We start from the raw sequence: 18,076 nt of genomic DNA, 5'->3' as shown, positions 1-18,076 counted from the left end.
CCCTCCTTCGCCAAAACTCCGGTAATCAACATGCGCAAGCTCCTCGCCAAGCCCGCCCACAGCCTTTCAGCCGAGACGTGGCAATGGCTCGCCGTTGCCGGCCTGCTGGGCCTCATAGCGAATTCCATGGCCTGGGCCCTCTGGTGGAGTCCGCACGGCCCCTATCCGGCCTGGATGACCATAAAGACCCTGCCCCTGCTGCTTCCCCTTCGCGGACTGCTGCACGGACGGCGACGGACCGCGCAATGGGCAAGCTTTCTGCCCTTCCCCTATCTGCTCGGGAGCATCCTCACCGTCTATGGTTTTCTGGTTCCCCCCTATTTCACGGTGACGGCGGATTTCGCGGGAGGAGTGCTGCAGGGCGTGCTCAGCCTCCTGCTCATGACTGGATGCATGTACTACGCCTATTCGACGGCCGGGATGCGGAAGGACTGAGCCTCTCTGACACTTGACCAGAATAGGACGGGCGGCACACGGCCCCGTCCGGGATCCCCGGGGAAGCGACCACGTACAGTGCCGGGAACCCGGCGGACCGGTACCGGCGGAGCAGCACGGCTAGGGGGAGAAGGTGCGGCCGCGGACCTCTTGTACGGTTTGATCCAGGATGCGGGAAATGTCCCGGGACCAGTTCCGGAATTGCTCCTGAAGCCCGGGGTTGAACATCCGCCCCACCACCGTCGGGTTTACGACCGAGAGGTGCGTGTCGCCTTCATCGCCCTCGTAGATGGTGATCTTGAGCGGCAGGTACGGAATGACGCGGGGGTCGATCCGGCGTGCCTCCTCGAAGGCCTTCCGATCGCCGAAGAAAACGATCTTGTAGGGAGGTCGGTCGAATCCCTTGGCCGCCAGCCCCTGGTCCACGTTCTGGATCCGCGTGAAAGTGAAGCCCGCTTCATGGATGGCGGCCTGGATGTGGTTGAGCACCAGCCCCACATGGGCGCCCGGGATCTCCCGCTCCAGGAAGTTTGAGCGGGCCTGGTCGGCCCCGGCCTGGGAAACGGTCAAAAGCAATGCCAGTACGGTCAGGATGCGCGCCGCCATCAGAAGTTCGCCTCCTGCATAATCCGGAGATATTTTTCGCTTACCAGGGAGCAGAACAGCTCCAGCTCCGGCTTATGGAAAAGCGGGGACAGGGCCTTGGGATTGATGGCGCTCATGACCGTCCGTCCGCCCTCCCGGTAGACGCTGATCTGGCAGGGCAGGAAGGCACCCACCCGCTCATCCACCTTCAGCGCCTTGTCGAGGAGTCCGAAGCTGCAGAATTGCAGGATATGGACGGGGCTGTCGGGCTTTTTCGCCGCGGGCGGCAGACCCTCGTAGAGGGTCTGCTGCCGGATGAAAACGAAGTTGTGGCTGTTGATGGACATCTTGAGCATGGGGATGAGCTCGTCCATGGGCAGATCGGAGCGCACCTCGATTACCGGCTTGGCGAGCGGGTCCACCCCCTGGCCCCAGCTACGGATGTAGGCCACCAGATCGTTCATCTGCTGGTCGGTAAGCTCCTCCGCTCCGCCATAGGCCCGCATGGGCGTGCCCTCCCGGCCACGCAGCATGGTCGCCTTGATGAAGGCATCGCTGGCCGCCGCCAGGAAGCCGGAGTTGTTCAGCGCCGGCGGCACCACGGCCTTCTTGCCCGTAATATGACCCGGCGCGGCCTTGGGCTGGGTGCCTCCCTGCCCCTTGTAGCCGTGGCATCCGGCGCAGTTCCGCTCGAACAGCTCGGCACCGTGGTCGGCGCTCCCTTCTCCGACTTCAGGCAGCTCCGCCTCCGGGCCTTTCTGCCATCCCTCGATGAAATCCGCGATCCGCCCCCGCTCGGTCCGCGTCAGGAGATGTGCGAATCCGGGCATGACCCGGCCGGGCCGGCCGTGCTTGATGGTCTCCATCAGGTATTGCCGGTCGGCGATGCGGAGGAAGTCCTCCAGATGCAGGGGCAATCCGATCCCGCCCCGACCCGACGGCCCGTGGCAGGTGGCACAATGCTCCCTGAAAAGCTGCTTGCCGCTGGGGGAATTCGTGGGTTCGGCCTGGACCGGCCCGGAACCGAAGAGCGCGAAGAACAGGCAGTGGAGGAGGATACAGCGCTTAAGCACGGCGGGCTCCTGACAAGGTCTTGGGCACGCTCCCGATAGTACTTCAGCGCCTCCTTATAAAGAATGATCCCGATCAAAAGGGCACCCGTCTTCCAGGAAAAAACGGCTCCCGGATTCGGGGATCTTTCTCCCATTCGACCGGGAATGGAGAAAGCCATCGGCCGGAGGAAATCTTCGCAGCCCCCGGAAGAGGCCGCTGGACAGCCTGCAGGCGACCATGGAAGGGGAGCGGACCGGGTACCGGCGGGCATCCACAGCCCTCTAGCCTTCGGCGCGGAAGACCTAGTATTCTACGGGCGGAAAGGGAACCCCCTACAGGTCATGCTGGAGCCGGATCTCTGCGAATGCGCTCCAGCCCTCGGGGGAGCGGGTCCACCCCCACGACCCAACTAAGAAAGCATCCCGGATGCAGCAGATCCACATCGCCCGTTACCCGGTGCTCGATCGGGAGCAGGAGCTCTTCGGGTACGAGCTACAGTTTCGCGACCCGGACAACCCGGGGGCCGATGCCTCCCATCTGGCCCGGGAGCTGCCCACCGCCCTGGTGGATACCCTCGACAGCCCGGAATTCGGTAAGCTGCTCGGGGGGCGCACCGCCTTTATCCATGTTTCGCCGGAATTCATCAGCCGGGGGTTCGCCGATCTGCTCCCCGCCGAACGGTGCGTGCTCGAGCTGGTCCAGACCGTGGAGCCGGACCAGGCGCTTATCGACCAGCTCCTCGGCGCCTCGCGAAAGGGCTTCCGGCTGGCCCTCAGTCTTCTGATCGCCGACCCGGGATACCGCCCCTTCTACGAGGTGGTCGACTACATCAAGGTGGATTTCAATCTGGTCGGGGACGAGGCACTCGACGATCTACTGGTCTCCCTGCCGGACAACGGGGCCACCCTGATCGCCGAGAACGTGCACAGTCGGGAGGCGTTCGAGGAGGCCCAGGATCGGGGATTCCACCTGTTCCAGGGCACCTTTTTCGCCCGGCCATCGCAGATCACCACCGAGTCCCTGTCCCTGCAGCAGACCGCCCTGCTCACGCTCTACAAGCAGGTTTCCGGCGAGGCGGAATTCGACGAGATCGAGGCCACCTTCAAGGAAAACCCGGACCTCAGCTACAAGCTCCTGCGGCTCATCAATTCACCGGCTTTCCACCGGGCCAAGGATATCCACTCCATCCGGCAGGCGCTGGCCCTGCTGGGCAAGTTCAATCTGCGCAAGTGGATCGCGCTGCTGCTCTACTCCGGGGCGGGACGGGGCGACATCCGCAACCCCCTCCTGGAGGAGGCGGTGATCCGCGGACGGCTCATGGAGCTGGCCGCCGGCCACATGGACGAGGACCCCTACTTCGCGGAAAGCGCCTTCATCACCGGTGCCTTCTCCCTGATCGAGGCGCTGGTGCAAAGGCCGCTGGGCCAGGTGGTGGAGGAGGTCCGCTTGGATACGGATATCGCCGATGCCCTGTTGAGCCGTTCCGGCCCCCTGGGCGACCTCCTGACCACCATTATCGAGCTGCGCGAGAAGCGGGCCCTGCCGCGGAAGAAGCCGGACAACCTCTACGTGCTCCGGGACGCCGACCTCTATTCCTACGAGGAGCAGGCCACCAGGGAATTCGAGGAGCTGGAGGATCTGGATAGGCAGGATCACGACGACGGCGATTCCAGGTCCCGAACCTAATCGCCGCCTCCCGGGCCGTACCCCGCGAACCGCTCCAGCACGCGCTCCATCTCCTCCAGGCCCAGAAGAACGGGATCGCCGGCCTGCAGGGCGAGCAGGTACTGGCGGGCCAGATTCTCTACTTCCCTGGCCAGGCCTAGGGCCTGCTCCAATCCGGTCGCCCGGACCACTAAGCCGTGGTTCGCGAGCAGGCAGGCCCGCAGGTCACCCATGGCAGCGAGAAGCTGATCGGAAAGCTCCTGGGAGCCGAATGTGGCGTAAGGGGCCAACGGAATCTCCATGCCCCCGGCCACGGCCACCATGTAATGAAAGGCCGGAATGGGCCGGTTCAGGCAGGCCAGCGCGGTGGCGTAGGGGGAGTGAACGTGGACCACCGCATCGGTTTCGGGATAGGCGGCCAGGATGTCCCGATGGAAGCGCCATTCGCTGGAGGGACGCAGGCGGCCCTGGACCACGCCGCCCTCCATGTCCTGTTCCACCAGATCCCCGGGGCGCAGCTGCTCGTAGGGTACGCCGGAAGGGGTGATCAGCAGTCCACCGGGGACCCGGAGGCCAACATTGCCCGAGGCGCCCTGATTCAGGCCGGCCTGCCCCAGCTCGTCCATGGCCGCCACCAGGGACCGGCGGGCAGTGATATGTCTCATGATGCCGACCGTTCGGGATAGAGGCCGGCGAGGCCAGCCTCCGAGGCCGCGCAGACGCCGCGCTCGGTGACCAGCGCGGTTACCAGGGAGGCGGGCGTGATGTCGAAGGCCGGATTGACCGCGGGCGTGCCCTCGGGGGCGATGGCCACGGAACTCACCAGGCCGTCGCGGGCTCGGCCAGAAATATGGGTCACCTCCACTTGGCTCCGCTCCTCGATGGGGACTTCAGCCAGCCCGTCCGCCACCGTCCAGTCAATGGTGGACCCCGGCAGGGCCACGTAGAAGGGCACCTGCGCTTCCCGGGCAGCCAGCGCCTTCAGGTAGGTACCGATCTTGTTGGCCACATCGCCGCTTCGGGTCGTGCGATCCGTGCCCACGAGGCAGAGGTCCACCCGGCCGTGCTGCATCAGGTGACCGCCAGCGTTGTCCGCCACCAGGGTATGCGGAACGCCGTGCCTGCCCAGCTCCCAGGCGGTGAGGGCGGCCCCCTGGTTGCGGGGCCGGGTCTCGTCCACCCAGACATGGACCGGGATGCCGGCGTCATGCGCCCGATAGATGGGCGCCAGGGCGGTCCCCCAGTCCACGCAGGCCAGCCAGCCCGCATTGCAGTGGGTCAGGACATTCACCGGTCCCTCCCCCTTGGCCCGGTGCGCCGCCTCGATCAGCGCCAGGCCGTGGTCCCCGATCCAGCGGCAGGTTTCCACCTCCCCTTCGGCGATTTCCGAGGCCTGCGCATAGGCCGCTTCGACCCGTTCCGCGGGGGGCAGCCTCCCCAACCGCTCCCGCATTGCCTCCAGGGCCCAGCGCAGGTTCACCGCCGTGGGCCGCGTCGCCAGCAGCTGATCATGGGCCCGCTCCAGGGCCGCGTCGGAGGCATCGGCGCGCAGGGCCAGGCAAAGCCCGTATGCGGCCGTGGCGCCGATCAGTGGCGCACCACGCACCCGCATGGACCGGATCGCCTCGGCGGCCGCCTCCATGCTGGCCAGGCGGGCGACCCGCCACTCCCAGGGCAGGCGGGTCTGGTCGATGATGTCCACCGACCAGCCGTCCTCCGCCAGCCAGATGGTGCGATAGGGTACGCCGTCCACGCGCATGGGCGATGACCTGTCGGTTGCCGTGACCCGGCTCCGGCGCTCAGTCCCCCTCGAACTCGATGAGGGAGGAGACCGCGTAGCCGCGCTCGCGTAGCTGAGCGCTACCGCCGAGATCCGGGAGGTCGATAACAAAGGAGCAGCCGACGACGCTGCCGCCCACCTGCTCTATGAGGTCCAGCGCAGCCCCCGCGGAGCCACCCGTAGCGATCAGGTCGTCCACCAGCAGGACCCGCTCGCCCCTGGCGATGCAGTCGGTATGGATCTGGATCGCGTCGGTGCCGTATTCCAGGTCGTACTCCGCGCTCACCGTCTCCCACGGCAGCTTGCCCATCTTGCGGGCCGGGACGAAGCCGGCATGCAGCTGGTGGGCGACCGCCCCGCCGATAATGAAGCCCCGGGCCTCCACGCCCACCACCTTGTCCACGGCGCTGGCCTCGAAGGGCGCCACCAGCAGGTCCACGGTCTCCCGGAAGCCCGCCGGATCCTGCAGCAGGGTGGTGATGTCCCGGAAGATGATGCCGGGCTTGGGATAGTCGGGGATGGAACGGACCCGTTCCCGCAGGGACGGATTCTGGCTCATGTTTCCTCCGTGTCGGTGGTCAGCACCCGTCCGGCCACGGCGTCCAGGCGCCGGACGGTTTCGGCGTCACGCGCCTCGGGCATGGTGATCAGGGCGGTATCCAGGACCCGGTCGCATCCCTGGCCGCAGGGTACGGGGCGGTGGTCGAAGCTCTCCGCCAGTGCCGTCACCAGGGTCCGGGCCTTGCTGGCATTGGCCTGCAGCACCCGGATAACGTCCTCCACTTCCACGTTACCGTGGTCCGGGTGCCAGCAGTCGAAATCGGTGACCATGGCCACGGTGGCGTAGCACAGCTCCGCCTCGCGGGCCAGCTTGGCCTCGGGCATGTTGGTCATGCCCACCACGTCGCAGCCCCAGGAGCGATACAGCTCCGATTCGGCGCGACTGGAGAACTGCGGGCCCTCCATGGCCAGGTACGTGCCGCCGCGATGCACCCGCAGCCCCTCCTCCCGGGCCACCCGCTCCACCAGATCGCCGAGCCGGTTGCATACCGGCTCGGCCATGGAGACGTGCGCCACCAGCCCCGCGCCGAAGAAGCTCTTCTCCCGCTGGATGGTACGGTCGATGAACTGGTCCGTAACCACGAAGGCTCCGGGGGGCAGATCCTCGCGCAGGGAGCCCACGGCGCTCAGGGAGAGGATGTCGGTGACCCCCAGCCGCTTCAGGGCATCGATGTTGGCCCTATAATTGACCCCGTTGGGCGGCAGGGGATGCCCCCGTCCATGGCGGGGCAGGAAGGCCACCGGCAAACCGGCCAGGTCGCCCACCAGGATCCGGTCGGACGGGGCGCCGAAGGGCGTTTCCACCCATTCCCAGCGGGCGTTCTCGATTTCCTCGATGTCATAGATCCCGCTGCCGCCGATCACTCCCAGCATGGGCGGGCTTGGCGCATCCTCGGGCATGCATGCTCCTCCGGTTCGACTCCGTGCGCTCCGGCCCGACCCGGACCGGAGTCAGATAAACGGATTCACGGCTCGATGGTTAACCGCTCGATCAGCTCGGCATGCTGTGGGAACTGCGCCTTCAGGGCGGCGCGGCTCCCCAGGCGGAAGTCGTCGAACTCGAATCCGGGGGCCACCGTACAGCTCACCAGCACGAAGCTGTCGGGCTCGGTAACCTCGGCCCCGAACCAGGTACCGCGCGGCACCACCGCCTGCAGAGCCTCCCCCGCCTCCGGATCGGGCCCCAGCCGGATGTCCGCCCGCTCTCCGTTTTCATGGAGGCAATAAATGTTCGCGGCGCTCCCCGCGTGGAAGAACCAGAGCTCGTCGGATTCCATGCGATGGAAGGCGGACATCCGACCGCTCTTCAGGAGGAAGTAGATGGCGGTCTGATAGGAGCGGCTCCCCTCGTACCGGTCCGGTAGATGGACCGCGTCCATTCCCTCCGGGGCCCGGAAGGTCTCGCGAAAGAAACCGCCTTCGGGGTGCTCGGTGAGGCCGAGCTTGTCGATCCAGTAGTCCGCATTGCGGCTCATGCGTCGTGCCTCGCTGCTCGCTGGAGCCTGGGGCTCAGCCGTCCAATTCCGGGTGCTCGGGATGGGCGCGGAGCTTGTCGCGCAGCCCCTCCAGTATGTGGGCCAGGGCCGAAGCGTCGGGCGGCGTGGAAAGCGCCTGCATTTCCTCCGTGCCGGGGCGCTGTCCCCGGCACAGGGCGGCGGCATCATCCGCCAGACGGCTCAGCCGTTCCAGCTGCTCGGCGCTCAATTCCAGGGAGACGGATTCCGCGCTCCCCAGATGGCCCTGGAGGAGGCTCCGTATGCCCTCTAGGAGATAGAGGTCGCGCACGCGGAGGGCATCCTCCACGCCCTCCTCCGCATCCTCCTCCAGGTACTCCTTCAGAGAGACCACCGCGCTTTCCACGAACCAGGCGGTAATGGCCAGTTCCTGGGCGTCCAGGTGCGCCGTTGCCATGAGAGCCCCCACTCAAAAAAACGCCTTATTGTAACGCCCCAGAGAGCCGTGACGAAGTGCGGCGTTCGCCTTGATCCGACCTGGAGCACAGGCGCAAGGTGGATTTTTGACCACCTCACAGGAGGTGCCGTATGTGCGTCTGCGAAAGCGATCTCGTCAAGATGAAGCTGCACCTGATCACCCGGCGCCATTACCCGGGGATCCGATACAACGAGGAAGCCCTGGGGCGGATCGCCAAGAATCTGGGGATCCGTTTCGAGCGGGAGATCCGCGACCTCGACGGCGAGCAGCAGGCGGACCTGGCGGCCGCCGTCTTCCTCGGCCTGCCCGAAGGCGCTCCGCGTGAACCGGGGCCGACGGTGGAGCCCGATCGGCAGCGCAAGGAGACCACGCCGACCTGACCGGGGCCGGCTTTCGCATGAATCCCGCCCCGGCCTCCGCCGGGGCTTTTTTCGGCCTGTCAACAAACTGCAACCCGGCCTCGCTGCAATGGACCCTGCGGATTCCAAAGCGGGCCCGGCCCGCAGGAGGAGAGTTTTCATGAAGCGCAAACGTCCCGCCTCCCGGACCATCAACCGCCGCCGCCGTACCCGCCAGGAGCCGCTGCGCAGACGTCCCCGCCGGCAGCGCAGCCCCCACCCGAGCCGTAACCGGCGCTGATCCGTTCCCCACCCCGAGCCCTCTGATACCCTGGAGCCGGACCGACCGCGTCCGGATAGTACCGGGAAACCAGAGGGTTCCGCATGTCCAGCGAGAAAACCGCCGTCCATCGGCTCCCCGTGGGCCGCATCGCCACCCGCCATCCGATACCCGCCGGAGTGCGCTCCCGGCCCCCCCATACCCGGCCGGGGCGGGCCTGAGCCATGGATATCCAGTTCCTGGGAGCGGCACGGGAGGTTACGGGATCCTGCTTCCTCATCCGGGTGGGCCGCAAGCGCATTCTGGTGGACTGCGGCCTTATCCAGGGGAGCCCCGAAGACGAGGAGCGCAACCGGGACTCCTTCCCATTCGCCGCGGACCGCATCGACGCGGTGGTCCTGACTCATGCCCACCTCGACCACTCTGGCCGCCTGCCGCTGCTGGTGCAGGCGGGCTTCCGGGGCCCCATTTACACCCACCGGGCCAGCCGCGACCTGTGCCGGATCATGCTCAAGGACGCGGGTAACCTCAATGAGCGGGAGGCCGAGGCGGTGAATCGCAAGCGCCGCCGGCGCCGACTGGATCCCGTGGAGCCCCTGTACACGGTCAAGGAAGCGCAGCGCGCCATGCGCCGCTTCCGGGGCCTGGACTACGACGAGATCCGCCGGATAATGCCCGGGGTGCATGTGCGACTTCGCGATGCCGGCCACATCCTGGGATCGGCCATCGTGGAGCTGTGGCTGGAGGAGGACGGCCTGGCGCGCAAGCTGGTTTTCAGCGGCGACCTGGGGCACCACGGCTCTCCCATACTGCGCGACCCGAGCCCGGTGGAAGAGGCGGATCTGGTAATCCTGGAATCCACCTACGGGGACCGGCTCCACCGTTCCTGGGAGGCCACCTGGGGAGAAATGGCCGAAATCTTCCGGGAAGCGCGCTCGGAGGCCGGCAACATCCTCATCCCCGCCTTCGCCGTGGGCCGGAGCCAGGAGCTCCTGTACACCTTCGCCAAGCACCACCGGGACTGGGGCCTGGATGACTGGTCCATCTTCCTGGACAGTCCCATGGCCATCGAGACCACGCAGGTATATGCCCGCCACAAGGAGGTGTACGACCCGGAGGCCGTCAAGCGCAGCCAGGAGAACGGCGGCAACCCCTTCGCGCTCCCCAACCTGCAGATGACCCGCACCCCGAGGCAATCCATGGGCATCAACCGGGTCCGTAGCGGGGCCATCATCCTCGCCGGCAGCGGCATGTGCACGGGCGGCCGCATCAAGCACCACCTGAAGCACAACCTGTGGCGCGACGAGACCCATCTGGTGTTCGTCGGTTACCAGGCGCACGGAACCCTGGGCCGGCGGCTGGTGGACGGCGCCCGGGAGGTGGAGCTGTGGGGAGAGCCGGTAAAGGTCGGCGCCCGCATCCACACCGTGGGAGGCCTTTCCGCCCATGCAGACAGCGAGGGCCTGCGGCGCTGGTACGCGGGATTCACCCGGGGGCCCGCGCTCGCCCTGGTCCACGGCGAGGAGACGCCCATGGAGGTTCTGGGCGACCGGATCGCCGAGCTCCGGGGCCGGCAGGGGATCTTCCGGCCCGGTAACGGCGAGCGGATCGACCTCGCCGAGCTTCCTGAACGGGCCGGCACCGGCTAGACGGCTGCGCCACTTCGCACCCCTACTCCGCCCGGACGGGGCCGGCAGACGGACCGCCGCGGCGCCTGGTTGGGACCGCGCCACACCCCTCCTTCCGGGGCGGATTTCCGGGATACCCGACGGGCACTCCACTCCGCGCCTTCCAGGACCATGCCAACGGGCGGCTACAGATCCGCGCGCGCCTGCCGCTACCTTCCCCGCTGAAATTTGATCTCCCGGGATGCCCTGGGTTGCGCCACACCCGACGAACCGGGATAGGTGGAATAGAGGCTTCCACAAATTCGGCAACCACGGTCGGTCTCGGGAAAATGGCTTTCGGACAGGGCCTCCTCAGCCAGCACCGCCCCCTTCACCACACCCGGACCCGCCGGCGTCTGAGCGGTGCCGTGGCGGTACTGGTGGTATTCCTCGCGCTGTCCACGGAGAGTGCGCTGCTCGGCGGTTCCTGGTGGGCGCTTGCCACGGCATGGGCCGGTTTGATGCTGGTAATGGCCGGCATCTTCGGCCGGTTGCTCGCCACGTTGTTCATCGGCGGACACAAAGGGGCGGAGCTGGTGCGCGCGGGACCGTACGGGGTGACCCGCAACCCCCTCTACCTTTCCAGTCTGCTGGCCACCATCGGTCTGGGGCTGGCGAGCGCCAATCCCCTCCTGCTGCTTCTGCTCCTCCTGGCTTTCCTGCTCTATTATCCGGGCGTGCTGACCCGCGAGGAGGAGAAGCTGGCCCGTCGGCACGGCGCCGCCTATCAGGACTACCGGCGGGCGGTTCCCCGATTCTGGCCCCGCCCCGGCGCGGATTGGCGGGAGCCAGACTGGGTAACCGCCTCACCGCGGCAATTCCGCATGGCCCTTGCGGACGCGGGCTGGTTCATCATCGCCTATATCGCCCTGCGCGCCATTGCCGAGGCCCACGCCCGCGGCGTGCTGCCGGCTTACACCCTGCCCTTCTAGACCGCCGGAACGGCAAAGGCCCCGCGCTTGCGGGGCCGCTCTCGCCACGTCAGCAGGGATTTATCCCCCGGTAGCCTCTTAATGGGTCGACTCGGGGTCCTCGGCGGGACCCAGGGGCAGGACCGCCAGGCCTTCCTCCAGCAGGGCTTCGGCCTCCTCGCGGGTCGCCTCGCCGTGAATGCTCCGGTCTTCCGTCTCCCCTTTCTGCATCCGGCGCGCCTCCTTGGCGAAATCTTGGCCCACGTATTCGGAATGGCCGCCGATATGCTCCCAGACCCGGCGCATGAGCTCGCGCGCGGCGGCTTCCCCCCTGGCGGGCCCGGGCGCCGCCGTCGGCTTGCCGGCCCCCGTGGCCACCCGGGAGCCGCTGACCGCCCGCTTGAGCCGATCGGAGCCACAGACCGGACAGGTCAGCTGTCCATTGTCGAGCTGGGCCTCGAAATCGGCGCCGTTGGCGAACCAGCCTTCGAAACGGTGCTGATTGCTGCAAAGTATGTCGAAAACGATCATGTCGTTCCTCGAACAGCGAGCGGGCAAACTGCGCGAGCAAGGGGACAGCAAGATGATGCGCGCACGGTACAAAACGCCCTTAAGAATACGCTCGTGGACCGGGGGAGGAAAGCGGTCGCCTCAGGCGATCCGGGGGATATCGAAGCGGAGGGGGCTGGTGCGCGGCAGATGCGCGCGCAGGATCTCCATCTGGTCGCCCCGGATATTGCGCCCCGTCAGCACCATCCACTCAGCGTGGACCGGTGCGTACGGTACAGCAAGCAGGGGCATCCGGGCCTCTTCGGGGGTGCGCCCACCCTTTAGCCGATTACAGCGCCGACAGGCGGTGGCAACGTTCTCCCACCGGTCGAGACCGCCCAGGGAAAGGGGATGAATATGGTCGCGGGAAAGCTCGCGCCGGTCGAAGCGACCGCCGCAATAGAGGCAGGTCCACTCGTCGCGCTGGTAGAGCTCCCGGTTCTCCCGCCTCGGCAGGGGCACCCGGTCACCGGGATGGCGCGCCTCGGCCACCACCGCGATGGACGGAACCTCCACCATGCTGCGCTCCCCGGTCTCCCGGGAGACCCCGCCCCGCACCCGGTAGACGATGTCGCCCATGGGCTGCTGAATCAGTCCCCGGCACTGGAGAATTACCAGCTCTTGCCAGGTAGCCCAGGCAATAGGTCGCGTTCCACGGTTTAAGAGCAGAGTGTGCACCATAGGGTCATTCCATCCTGGTTGCTACCTTACTCCCTCCGGTTTCTAAAGCCAACACTTTTCAGAAAGGTGACACGACGCCGGCTTCCCACGGCCGGTCATTCCCCGGCGCCGCCACCGCCCGTCGCCGCCTTGGCCGCCCGCCAGAGCCGCTTCAGCTCCCCCAGGGACTGCGTTTCCATGGCCCGCCCCTCGGTACGCAGGGCCCCCTCCATATGCCGGAACCGCTCCTCGAAGCGGTCGTTGGAGCGGCGCAGGGCGGTCTCCGGGTCTACCCCCAGACGCCTTGCGAGCCCCACGGCGGCGAACAGGAGGTCCCCCACCTCATGCTCGACGCGCTCGGCCGGACCCTCCTCTTCCACCTCGTGCCGCAGCTCACCGAGCTCTTCATCCACCTTGGCGAACAGGTCCTCATCCCGGGGCCATTCGAATCCGGTCCGCTCCGCCCGCTCCTGAAGCTTCCCCGCGCGCTGCACGGCGGGCAGGGTCCGCGCGACGTCGTCCAGGGCGCTTCCGGACCCCTCGCCCGCCTGGCGCGCGGCGCGCTCCTCCGCCTTTTGCGCTTCCCACGCCCGGGACTGCTCCTCGGCCGACTGGAAATCCTGCCCGCCGAAAACATGGGGATGGCGTCGCACCAGTTTGTCGCTGACCGCGGCGGCCACGTCACCGAAGTCGAAGCGCCCCTCTTCGCGGGCGATCTGGGCATAGAAGACCACCTGGAAAAGCAGGTCCCCAAGCTCGTCCGGAAGGTGGGCCCAGTCCTCCCGCTCGATGGCGTCCGCCACCTCGTACGCCTCCTCCAGCGTATGCGGGACGATGGAGGCATAGGTCTGCTGCCGGTCCCAGGGACAGCCGCCCTCCGGATCCCGCAGCCGGGCCATGATCTCCAGCAAACGGCTCATCTCGGTCATGCGCGCTCATCCTTCCTGCTCCGGCGCCGAATCGGTGCGCTCCCGCAGTTGCCGCTTGTGCACATCGGCCCGCTTGTCGGCGATGCGTGTGGGCTCCGGCAGCCGGTAGCGGGTGCAGCAGGCCAGCGTCCAGGATACCGCATCGGTCACGTTGCAGCGGTGGCCCGGGCTGACGAAGAGCGGCCGCACGTTGCGCCGGCTGCGGAGCACGGTCCCGAGCGTCTCGCCGCCGTCCATGAGCGGCACCCGGTCCCCCTTCTCCACACCCAGTCCGACCGCATCGTAGGTTCCCACCAGGCGCGATTTGGCCACACCCACAGCCGGCCGATCCAGCAGCAGACCCATGTGGGAGGCGATGCCGAGCCGGCGCGGGTGGGCAATCCCCTGACCATCGAAGAGGAGCAGATCGGGGAGCGTGTGGAGGCGCTGAAAGGCCTCCAGGATGGCCGGACCCTCGCGGAAGGAAAGCAGACCGGGGACATAGGGGAAGGGGATCGGGAGGGCGGCGATTGCCTCTTCCACCACCTCCAGCTCCGGATAGCGAAGCACCACCACCACGGCCACCACCCTGTCGGTCAGGAAGGCGGAATCCACCCCGCCTACCCGACTAACGGGACGGTCCAAGGGCTCCAGCCGCACCTGTCCGCGGAGCCGCCCCTGTACCGCGCGAGCGGTCTCCGGATCGTCCGGCAGCGCTCCGTCCATGGGATCCACAGCAGCTACCTGCGACCCAACAGGCCCCGGAAAAGGTCTCGCCGGCTCACTCGGCGGGGCCCCGGGGAGGATTCCGCGTCGGACGGGGTCTGCCGCCCGTTGCGTCGGGCCGCCCGCTCCCGGGCCCAGACCAGGGCCTCCTCGGTATCCTGGAAGGCGCCCATGCTGGTCAGGAGCATTTCCACCAGGTGGTGGCCCAGGCGCGTGTCGTAGGCCACCTCCAGGTCGTGGATCACCCCGTCGAAGGGGAAGCGCAGCTCGGCGCCGACCACCACGCGGCCATCCTCCTCGCACTCCAGCTCGGCCGGCTCCGGAAGGGCCGACAGGTCGTGCGGTTCCCGGGGAAGGTAGACCTGCATGGCGGCCCAGGGGGTAACCAGCAGCACCTGATGCCAGCCGTCGCGGGTTTCAGGCCCTTCCGCCCGCACTTCCAGGCATTCGTTCAGACGGGGGCTGCCATAGCCCAGCATCTCGAACTGGATCCCCTGATAGGCGGCCTCGAGGCCGGCAACCGGATCCGGAACGGCATGGAATTCCCAACGGGGCTCGTCCTGGCTCATGGCGGCTCCCAGGATGTGCCTGTTCACGAGTGCTCGGCCATGCGCGGCAGCAGCCGCACCAGCCAGATGGCGAAGGCCGCCAGCCACAGCCAGGCGGCCCAATGGGTTGCTGTCATCATGCCGCCCTGCCCCTCCGGCGTCCAGAGGGGCAGGAGCAAGCGCAGGAGCACGCTCCCCTGAAGCAGCCAGAAGGCCACGCGCAGGGCTCGGTCCGGGTCCAGGGCGCGACCGGCGTGACCGAGGCTTACCCGCATGCTGAACACCAGGGCGAGCGAGGCCATACCGCCCAGGCCCACGGCGTGGACCCAGGCGCGGCCCGCGTCGGGCCAGCTTGCTCCCAGGGCAACGGCCCCGCTCAGCGCCAGGCCGACCACGAACCAGGCCATCGGGACCAGCTTGGCGCCTACCAGCCACCGGTGCACCGCCGTGGCCGGGGACCAGCGCAGGAGCTCGCGGAGCACCCAGCCGGCCAGAAGCACGTCCACCGCGCCGCCCGCCAGTGCCGCACCCGACCCGGGAGACGCCGCCAGCACCAGCCGCACCCCGATCCCGGCAGCCAGCACGGGCAGGAAGCGGGGCCCCTGAGAGCCCTGATATCCGGGGATCGCGTTGCGGGCGAACATGGGCACTAGGCGATGGGAGAGGGCCAGGGCCAGCCCCATCTCCGCGTACAGCCCCGCCCGGATCGCCCAGTCGTGCAGGCCCGGTGCGCTGAGGCCCCAGGCCAAAGCGTCCAGCAGGGCGGCACCGCCCGATATCGCCAGAGCGGCCAAGGCGTAGCGGGGCTGGTGCGGATTGCCGGCGTCCGGCAGCCAGCGCGCCAGGCCCGCCGCGGTCCCCAGCATCAGGAGGGCACCCAGACATCCCGCCCCGATAGCCAGGGCCACCCAGCCACCGAGTCCGCCTATCCAGATCCCCGCCTGTGCCAGCAGGAACAGCGCAATGAGACCGACCCAGCGCCGGGGCGGCACCTCGTTCGGATGGCGGCACTGGCGCGGCAGGGCAGTGAGGATGAAGCCAAAAATGAAGAGCTGCAGCACCCCCCAGACCTGGGTATGGCCGTGAAGCCAGCCGGGGGGGATCGCCGGGATGGGAACGCCCGGACCCAAGCCGCCCAGATACAGCAGCCAAAGCGCCCAGCCCGCCATGACGGCGAGGGCATAGAGGGCGGCGCCGGGAAAGAATAGACGGTAGGGCTCGCGGAGGAGGACGGCGCGGTTGCCGCGGGCATCTGCGGAAACAGCCATGGTGATCCGGCTCCGGGTGGTAGGGACGAAAGCGGGAAGTCGGATCAGGATGCTCGGCCGGCCCGGGAACCGCCTTGATGCCCGTCAAACGGCGCCACCCCGGAGCCCGGGACCACCGGGCTCAGCGGCCGGCGGACTCCTCGCGGTCCAGCCAGAGACAGTCCCCCGACTCCTCCTGTATACGCTCCAGGAAGTGGCGGTGGGCGGACCATTCCGCGCTTGTGGGCTCGACCACGGCGAGCGGTGGGCGGTGGCTGGTATCCTCGGGGGCGAGGAGCCGTTCGGCGGCACTAGCCGGGGAGGTCTCCTCCGCCGCCAGGGCCAGATCCTCCTGACCACCGGTCATGGCCAGGAAGACGTCGGCCAGGATTTCGGAGTCCAGCAGGGCACCGTGCTTGTCCCGGCGGCTGTTGTCCACCTCGTAGCGGCCGCACAGGGAATCCAGGTCGTTCTTCTGTCCGGGATGCCTGTGCCGCGCCTCCTGGAGGGTATCCAAAATCTGGCAGTGGTCCTCCAGGCGGGGCCAGCCCGCCTTCTGCAGCTCCATGTTCAAGAAGCCCACGTCGAACGGGGCATTGTGGATTACCAGCTCCGCACCATCCACGAAGCCGAAGAGCTCCTCCGCCAGATCGGCGAACACCGGACACTCCGTCACGTCCGCGTCGGTGATGCCATGGATCGCCGTGGACTCCTCGGGGATGGCGCGCTCGGGGTTGACGTAGCGGTGGAAGACCCGGCCCGTGCGGCGGCGCCCGGCCACCTCCACGCAGCCGATCTCGATGATCCGATCGCCTCCCTGCGGGTCGAGGCCGGTGGTTTCGGTATCGAGGATGATCTGACGCATCATGGGCGGGACCCTCAGTCTACCCTGTTCTGTGCTTCGTCCAGCGCGCGGTTGGCCAGGGCATCGGCGCGCTCGTTCTCTGCATGGCCGCTATGGCCCCGGATCCAGTGAAAGGCCACCTCATGCTTTTGAAGGAGGGCATCCAGCTCCTCCCACAGGTCGCGGTTCTGCACCGGCTTCTTGTCGGCGGTCTTCCAGCCCCGCCGCTTCCAGTTCTCCATCCACTCGGTGACGCCCTTGCGCAGATACTGGGAATCGGTGGTCAGATCCACCCGGCAGGGGCGCTTCAGGGCCTCCAGCCCCCGGATGGCCGCAGTGAGCTCCATCCGGTTGTTGGTGGTGTCCGGCTCGAAGCCATAGAGCTCCCGCTCTTGGCCCTTGAAGCGAAGCAGGGCGCCCCATCCCCCCGGTCCGGGGTTGCCGCGGCAGGCGCCGTCGGTGAACAGCTCAACGGTCTCGGGTCCAGCCATATTCTCTATCCATGGAGTAGGCAGGCAGGCATTTTTCGCGACCCCGCCCCAGCTCCGCCCGGAAGGCGGGGCCGAGCAGCGTAAGTCCCGGCTCCTCCTTGCGCGCCTGGATGCAGGCTACCCCGCCCAGAGGGAGCTGCTGGCGCTTGGGCAGCCGTTCCAGGAAGCGCAGGGCGCTGAGCGGCCCTTCTCGGTCTATGGGCGGCCGATAGAACAAATACCGGCTCCGCTCGTGGGCCAAGCCCGTGGATTCTAGCATGCGTCGCACCATGAACCCGGGATAGAAACGCCCGCTCCAGGGGGAATAGGGGGTGGGCCAGCGGTGGAAGGAGCGAGCCACTCCGAATAGGGAAAAGGGGTTGAATACCAGCACCAGAAGCCGGCCATTGGAAGCGAGCACCCGCTCGGCCTCGGCCAGGATCTGATAGGGCGAGCGGGAATATTCCAGGGGGTGCACCAGGGCCATCAGGTCCATCCAGCCGCTGGGGAACGGCAAGGTCTCCGGCAGCCCCCAAACCAGGTTAACGGGACGCGGAGCGGAGCCCGGGCTCCCGCCAAGGCCCTCACCGGTGGCGGGGACCAGGAGATTGGGACGGCGGCTGCGGCGGCACAGGCTCTCATAAAGGGGGGCATAGATCTGCGGCGCGATGGCCAGCGAATCCTGCACGGGGGGCAGGTCCGCCAGCAAGCGCCGGAGCAGATCGTTTTCGGCCGCCATTAGGGTCCGCCCGAAGGGACCTTCATACCAAGCCACCCTGGCCTCCAATTAACAACGAGCCTGGAAATTGCGCCCAAACGCGGTCCGCCCGTGTGCAGCACCGTGAACGGGGCACGTCGCTCGGGCCAAGCGCGAAGCCCGAGCTAAGTCGCCCGGGCCGATCGGCGGAAAACGCCGG

The 18,076-nt window shown here is 67.7% G+C and carries 22 protein-coding genes; 5 read left to right on the top strand and 17 right to left on the bottom strand.

The annotated features are described in order from the left end of the window. Window positions 1-30: 30 nt before the first annotated feature. Window positions 31-435: a DUF2069 domain-containing protein gene (locus ACERLL_RS08005; protein WP_373655554.1), complete on the top strand. Its 405-nt coding sequence runs from the start codon at window positions 31-33 to the stop codon at window positions 433-435. Window positions 436-555: 120 nt separating this feature from the next. On the opposite strand, the gene ACERLL_RS08000 is transcribed toward ACERLL_RS08005, so the two are convergent. Next, window positions 556-1,041 (bottom strand): DUF302 domain-containing protein, encoded by a 486-nt coding sequence (locus tag ACERLL_RS08000; protein ID WP_373655553.1) that lies wholly within the window; start codon window positions 1,039-1,041, stop codon window positions 556-558. Beyond that, window positions 1,041-2,093 carry a c-type cytochrome gene (locus ACERLL_RS07995; protein ID WP_373655552.1) on the bottom strand — a complete coding sequence of 351 codons (1,053 nt, stop codon included), beginning with the start codon at window positions 2,091-2,093 and terminating at the stop codon, window positions 1,041-1,043. Before ACERLL_RS07995 ends, ACERLL_RS08000 begins: the two co-directional genes overlap by 1 nt. Before the next feature lie 406 nt (window positions 2,094-2,499). On the opposite strand from ACERLL_RS07995, the gene ACERLL_RS07990 reads away from it, so the two are divergent. Next, window positions 2,500-3,759, top strand: a complete 1,260-nt coding sequence (locus ACERLL_RS07990; RefSeq protein WP_373655551.1) for an EAL and HDOD domain-containing protein — start codon at window positions 2,500-2,502, stop codon at window positions 3,757-3,759. On the opposite strand, the gene ACERLL_RS07985 is transcribed toward ACERLL_RS07990, so the two are convergent. The 6 genes from ACERLL_RS07985 to ACERLL_RS07960 form a co-directional block, all read right to left on the bottom strand. Further along, window positions 3,756-4,403 carry a class II aldolase/adducin family protein gene (locus ACERLL_RS07985; protein ID WP_373655550.1) on the bottom strand — a complete coding sequence of 216 codons (648 nt, stop codon included), beginning with the start codon at window positions 4,401-4,403 and terminating at the stop codon, window positions 3,756-3,758. The genes ACERLL_RS07990 and ACERLL_RS07985 overlap by 4 nt on opposite strands. Continuing rightward, complete coding sequence (mtnA, locus tag ACERLL_RS07980) at window positions 4,400-5,497, bottom strand: S-methyl-5-thioribose-1-phosphate isomerase (protein ID WP_373655549.1); 1,098 nt, start codon at window positions 5,495-5,497, stop codon at window positions 4,400-4,402. Before mtnA ends, ACERLL_RS07985 begins: the two co-directional genes overlap by 4 nt. A 40-nt stretch (window positions 5,498-5,537) precedes the next feature. Continuing rightward, window positions 5,538-6,077 carry an adenine phosphoribosyltransferase gene (locus tag ACERLL_RS07975; RefSeq protein ID WP_373655548.1) on the bottom strand — a complete coding sequence of 180 codons (540 nt, stop codon included), beginning with the start codon at window positions 6,075-6,077 and terminating at the stop codon, window positions 5,538-5,540. Continuing rightward, window positions 6,074-6,979 (bottom strand): S-methyl-5'-thioadenosine phosphorylase, encoded by a 906-nt coding sequence (locus ACERLL_RS07970; protein ID WP_373655547.1) that lies wholly within the window; start codon window positions 6,977-6,979, stop codon window positions 6,074-6,076. The genes ACERLL_RS07975 and ACERLL_RS07970 overlap by 4 nt, the downstream gene beginning before the upstream one ends. 65 nt (window positions 6,980-7,044) lie before the next feature. Further along, window positions 7,045-7,554: a cupin domain-containing protein gene (locus ACERLL_RS07965; protein ID WP_373655546.1), complete on the bottom strand. Its 510-nt coding sequence runs from the start codon at window positions 7,552-7,554 to the stop codon at window positions 7,045-7,047. Window positions 7,555-7,588: 34 nt separating this feature from the next. Further along, the gene (locus ACERLL_RS07960; protein ID WP_373655545.1) at window positions 7,589-7,990 is read right to left on the bottom strand and encodes a hypothetical protein; all 402 of its coding nucleotides are present in this window, start codon (window positions 7,988-7,990) and stop codon (window positions 7,589-7,591) included. A 131-nt stretch (window positions 7,991-8,121) separates the two neighbouring features. On the opposite strand from ACERLL_RS07960, the gene ACERLL_RS07955 reads away from it, so the two are divergent. The 3 genes from ACERLL_RS07955 (at window position 8,122) to ACERLL_RS07945 (ending at window position 11,228) form a co-directional block, all read left to right on the top strand. After that, entirely contained in the window at window positions 8,122-8,391 is a 270-nt protein-coding gene (locus tag ACERLL_RS07955; protein ID WP_373655544.1) for a hypothetical protein, read from the top strand. Window positions 8,392-8,853: 462 nt separating this feature from the next. Next, window positions 8,854-10,278, top strand: coding sequence for an MBL fold metallo-hydrolase (locus tag ACERLL_RS07950; RefSeq protein WP_373655543.1), 1,425 nt, complete (start codon window positions 8,854-8,856; stop codon window positions 10,276-10,278). A gap of 308 nt (window positions 10,279-10,586) precedes the next feature. Continuing rightward, window positions 10,587-11,228 (top strand): methyltransferase family protein, encoded by a 642-nt coding sequence (locus ACERLL_RS07945; protein WP_373655542.1) that lies wholly within the window; start codon window positions 10,587-10,589, stop codon window positions 11,226-11,228. A gap of 78 nt (window positions 11,229-11,306) precedes the next feature. Here ACERLL_RS07945 and ACERLL_RS07940 read toward each other — a convergent pair whose 3' ends face one another. The 9 genes from ACERLL_RS07940 to ACERLL_RS07900 form a co-directional block, all read right to left on the bottom strand. Next, the gene (locus ACERLL_RS07940) at window positions 11,307-11,738 is read right to left on the bottom strand and encodes a DUF1178 family protein (RefSeq protein WP_373655541.1); all 432 of its coding nucleotides are present in this window, start codon (window positions 11,736-11,738) and stop codon (window positions 11,307-11,309) included. Window positions 11,739-11,858: 120 nt separating this feature from the next. Further along, the gene (locus ACERLL_RS07935; RefSeq protein ID WP_373655540.1) at window positions 11,859-12,437 is read right to left on the bottom strand and encodes an HNH endonuclease; all 579 of its coding nucleotides are present in this window, start codon (window positions 12,435-12,437) and stop codon (window positions 11,859-11,861) included. A gap of 95 nt (window positions 12,438-12,532) precedes the next feature. Beyond that, window positions 12,533-13,345: a nucleoside triphosphate pyrophosphohydrolase gene (mazG, locus tag ACERLL_RS07930; protein ID WP_373655539.1), complete on the bottom strand. Its 813-nt coding sequence runs from the start codon at window positions 13,343-13,345 to the stop codon at window positions 12,533-12,535. A gap of 6 nt (window positions 13,346-13,351) precedes the next feature. After that, entirely contained in the window at window positions 13,352-14,050 is a 699-nt protein-coding gene (gene nfi / locus ACERLL_RS07925) for a deoxyribonuclease V (protein WP_373655538.1), read from the bottom strand. 14 nt (window positions 14,051-14,064) lie between these two features. Beyond that, window positions 14,065-14,619 (bottom strand): [NiFe]-hydrogenase assembly chaperone HybE, encoded by a 555-nt coding sequence (hybE, locus tag ACERLL_RS07920; RefSeq protein ID WP_373655537.1) that lies wholly within the window; start codon window positions 14,617-14,619, stop codon window positions 14,065-14,067. 23 nt (window positions 14,620-14,642) lie between these two features. Beyond that, window positions 14,643-15,866, bottom strand: a complete 1,224-nt coding sequence (locus tag ACERLL_RS07915) for an NnrS family protein (protein WP_373655536.1) — start codon at window positions 15,864-15,866, stop codon at window positions 14,643-14,645. Window positions 15,867-15,987: 121 nt separating this feature from the next. Continuing rightward, a complete protein-coding gene (gene dnaQ, locus ACERLL_RS07910; protein WP_373655535.1) occupies window positions 15,988-16,713 on the bottom strand; it encodes a DNA polymerase III subunit epsilon in 726 nt (241 codons plus the stop codon). A gap of 11 nt (window positions 16,714-16,724) precedes the next feature. Continuing rightward, window positions 16,725-17,180 carry a ribonuclease HI gene (gene rnhA, locus ACERLL_RS07905; RefSeq protein ID WP_373655534.1) on the bottom strand — a complete coding sequence of 152 codons (456 nt, stop codon included), beginning with the start codon at window positions 17,178-17,180 and terminating at the stop codon, window positions 16,725-16,727. Further along, entirely contained in the window at window positions 17,158-17,898 is a 741-nt protein-coding gene (locus ACERLL_RS07900) for a class I SAM-dependent methyltransferase (RefSeq protein WP_373655533.1), read from the bottom strand. The genes rnhA and ACERLL_RS07900 overlap by 23 nt, the downstream gene beginning before the upstream one ends. Between the last annotated feature and the right edge of the window lie 178 nt (window positions 17,899-18,076).

It is taken from the genome of Thiohalorhabdus sp. Cl-TMA (assembly GCF_041821045.1).
Lineage (GTDB): Bacteria > Pseudomonadota > Gammaproteobacteria > Thiohalorhabdales > Thiohalorhabdaceae > Thiohalorhabdus > Thiohalorhabdus methylotropha.
Note: the sequence above shows the minus strand (reverse complement) of the source record. Positions and strands in the feature narration are given on the sequence as shown.

Coding starts and splice junctions, on each gene's coding strand:
- mazG (WP_373655539.1), bottom strand. CDS start 13,345: ATGACCGAGATGAGCCGTTTGCTGGAGATCATGGCCCGGCTGCGGGAT.
- ACERLL_RS07940 (WP_373655541.1), bottom strand. CDS start 11,738: ATGATCGTTTTCGACATACTTTGCAGCAATCAGCACCGTTTCGAAGGC.
- ACERLL_RS08005 (WP_373655554.1), top strand. CDS start 31: ATGCGCAAGCTCCTCGCCAAGCCCGCCCACAGCCTTTCAGCCGAGACG.
- ACERLL_RS07950 (WP_373655543.1), top strand. CDS start 8,854: ATGGATATCCAGTTCCTGGGAGCGGCACGGGAGGTTACGGGATCCTGC.
- ACERLL_RS07990 (WP_373655551.1), top strand. CDS start 2,500: ATGCAGCAGATCCACATCGCCCGTTACCCGGTGCTCGATCGGGAGCAG.
- ACERLL_RS07955 (WP_373655544.1), top strand. CDS start 8,122: ATGTGCGTCTGCGAAAGCGATCTCGTCAAGATGAAGCTGCACCTGATC.
- ACERLL_RS07965 (WP_373655546.1), bottom strand. CDS start 7,554: ATGAGCCGCAATGCGGACTACTGGATCGACAAGCTCGGCCTCACCGAG.
- dnaQ (WP_373655535.1), bottom strand. CDS start 16,713: ATGATGCGTCAGATCATCCTCGATACCGAAACCACCGGCCTCGACCCG.
- ACERLL_RS07985 (WP_373655550.1), bottom strand. CDS start 4,403: ATGAGACATATCACTGCCCGCCGGTCCCTGGTGGCGGCCATGGACGAG.
- ACERLL_RS07970 (WP_373655547.1), bottom strand. CDS start 6,979: ATGCCCGAGGATGCGCCAAGCCCGCCCATGCTGGGAGTGATCGGCGGC.
- ACERLL_RS07935 (WP_373655540.1), bottom strand. CDS start 12,437: ATGGTGCACACTCTGCTCTTAAACCGTGGAACGCGACCTATTGCCTGG.
- ACERLL_RS07945 (WP_373655542.1), top strand. CDS start 10,587: ATGGCTTTCGGACAGGGCCTCCTCAGCCAGCACCGCCCCCTTCACCAC.
- ACERLL_RS07960 (WP_373655545.1), bottom strand. CDS start 7,990: ATGGCAACGGCGCACCTGGACGCCCAGGAACTGGCCATTACCGCCTGG.
- nfi (WP_373655538.1), bottom strand. CDS start 14,050: ATGGACGGAGCGCTGCCGGACGATCCGGAGACCGCTCGCGCGGTACAG.
- ACERLL_RS07915 (WP_373655536.1), bottom strand. CDS start 15,866: ATGGCTGTTTCCGCAGATGCCCGCGGCAACCGCGCCGTCCTCCTCCGC.
- ACERLL_RS07975 (WP_373655548.1), bottom strand. CDS start 6,077: ATGAGCCAGAATCCGTCCCTGCGGGAACGGGTCCGTTCCATCCCCGAC.
- ACERLL_RS07900 (WP_373655533.1), bottom strand. CDS start 17,898: ATGGCGGCCGAAAACGATCTGCTCCGGCGCTTGCTGGCGGACCTGCCC.
- rnhA (WP_373655534.1), bottom strand. CDS start 17,180: ATGGCTGGACCCGAGACCGTTGAGCTGTTCACCGACGGCGCCTGCCGC.
- ACERLL_RS08000 (WP_373655553.1), bottom strand. CDS start 1,041: ATGGCGGCGCGCATCCTGACCGTACTGGCATTGCTTTTGACCGTTTCC.
- mtnA (WP_373655549.1), bottom strand. CDS start 5,497: ATGCGCGTGGACGGCGTACCCTATCGCACCATCTGGCTGGCGGAGGAC.
- hybE (WP_373655537.1), bottom strand. CDS start 14,619: ATGAGCCAGGACGAGCCCCGTTGGGAATTCCATGCCGTTCCGGATCCG.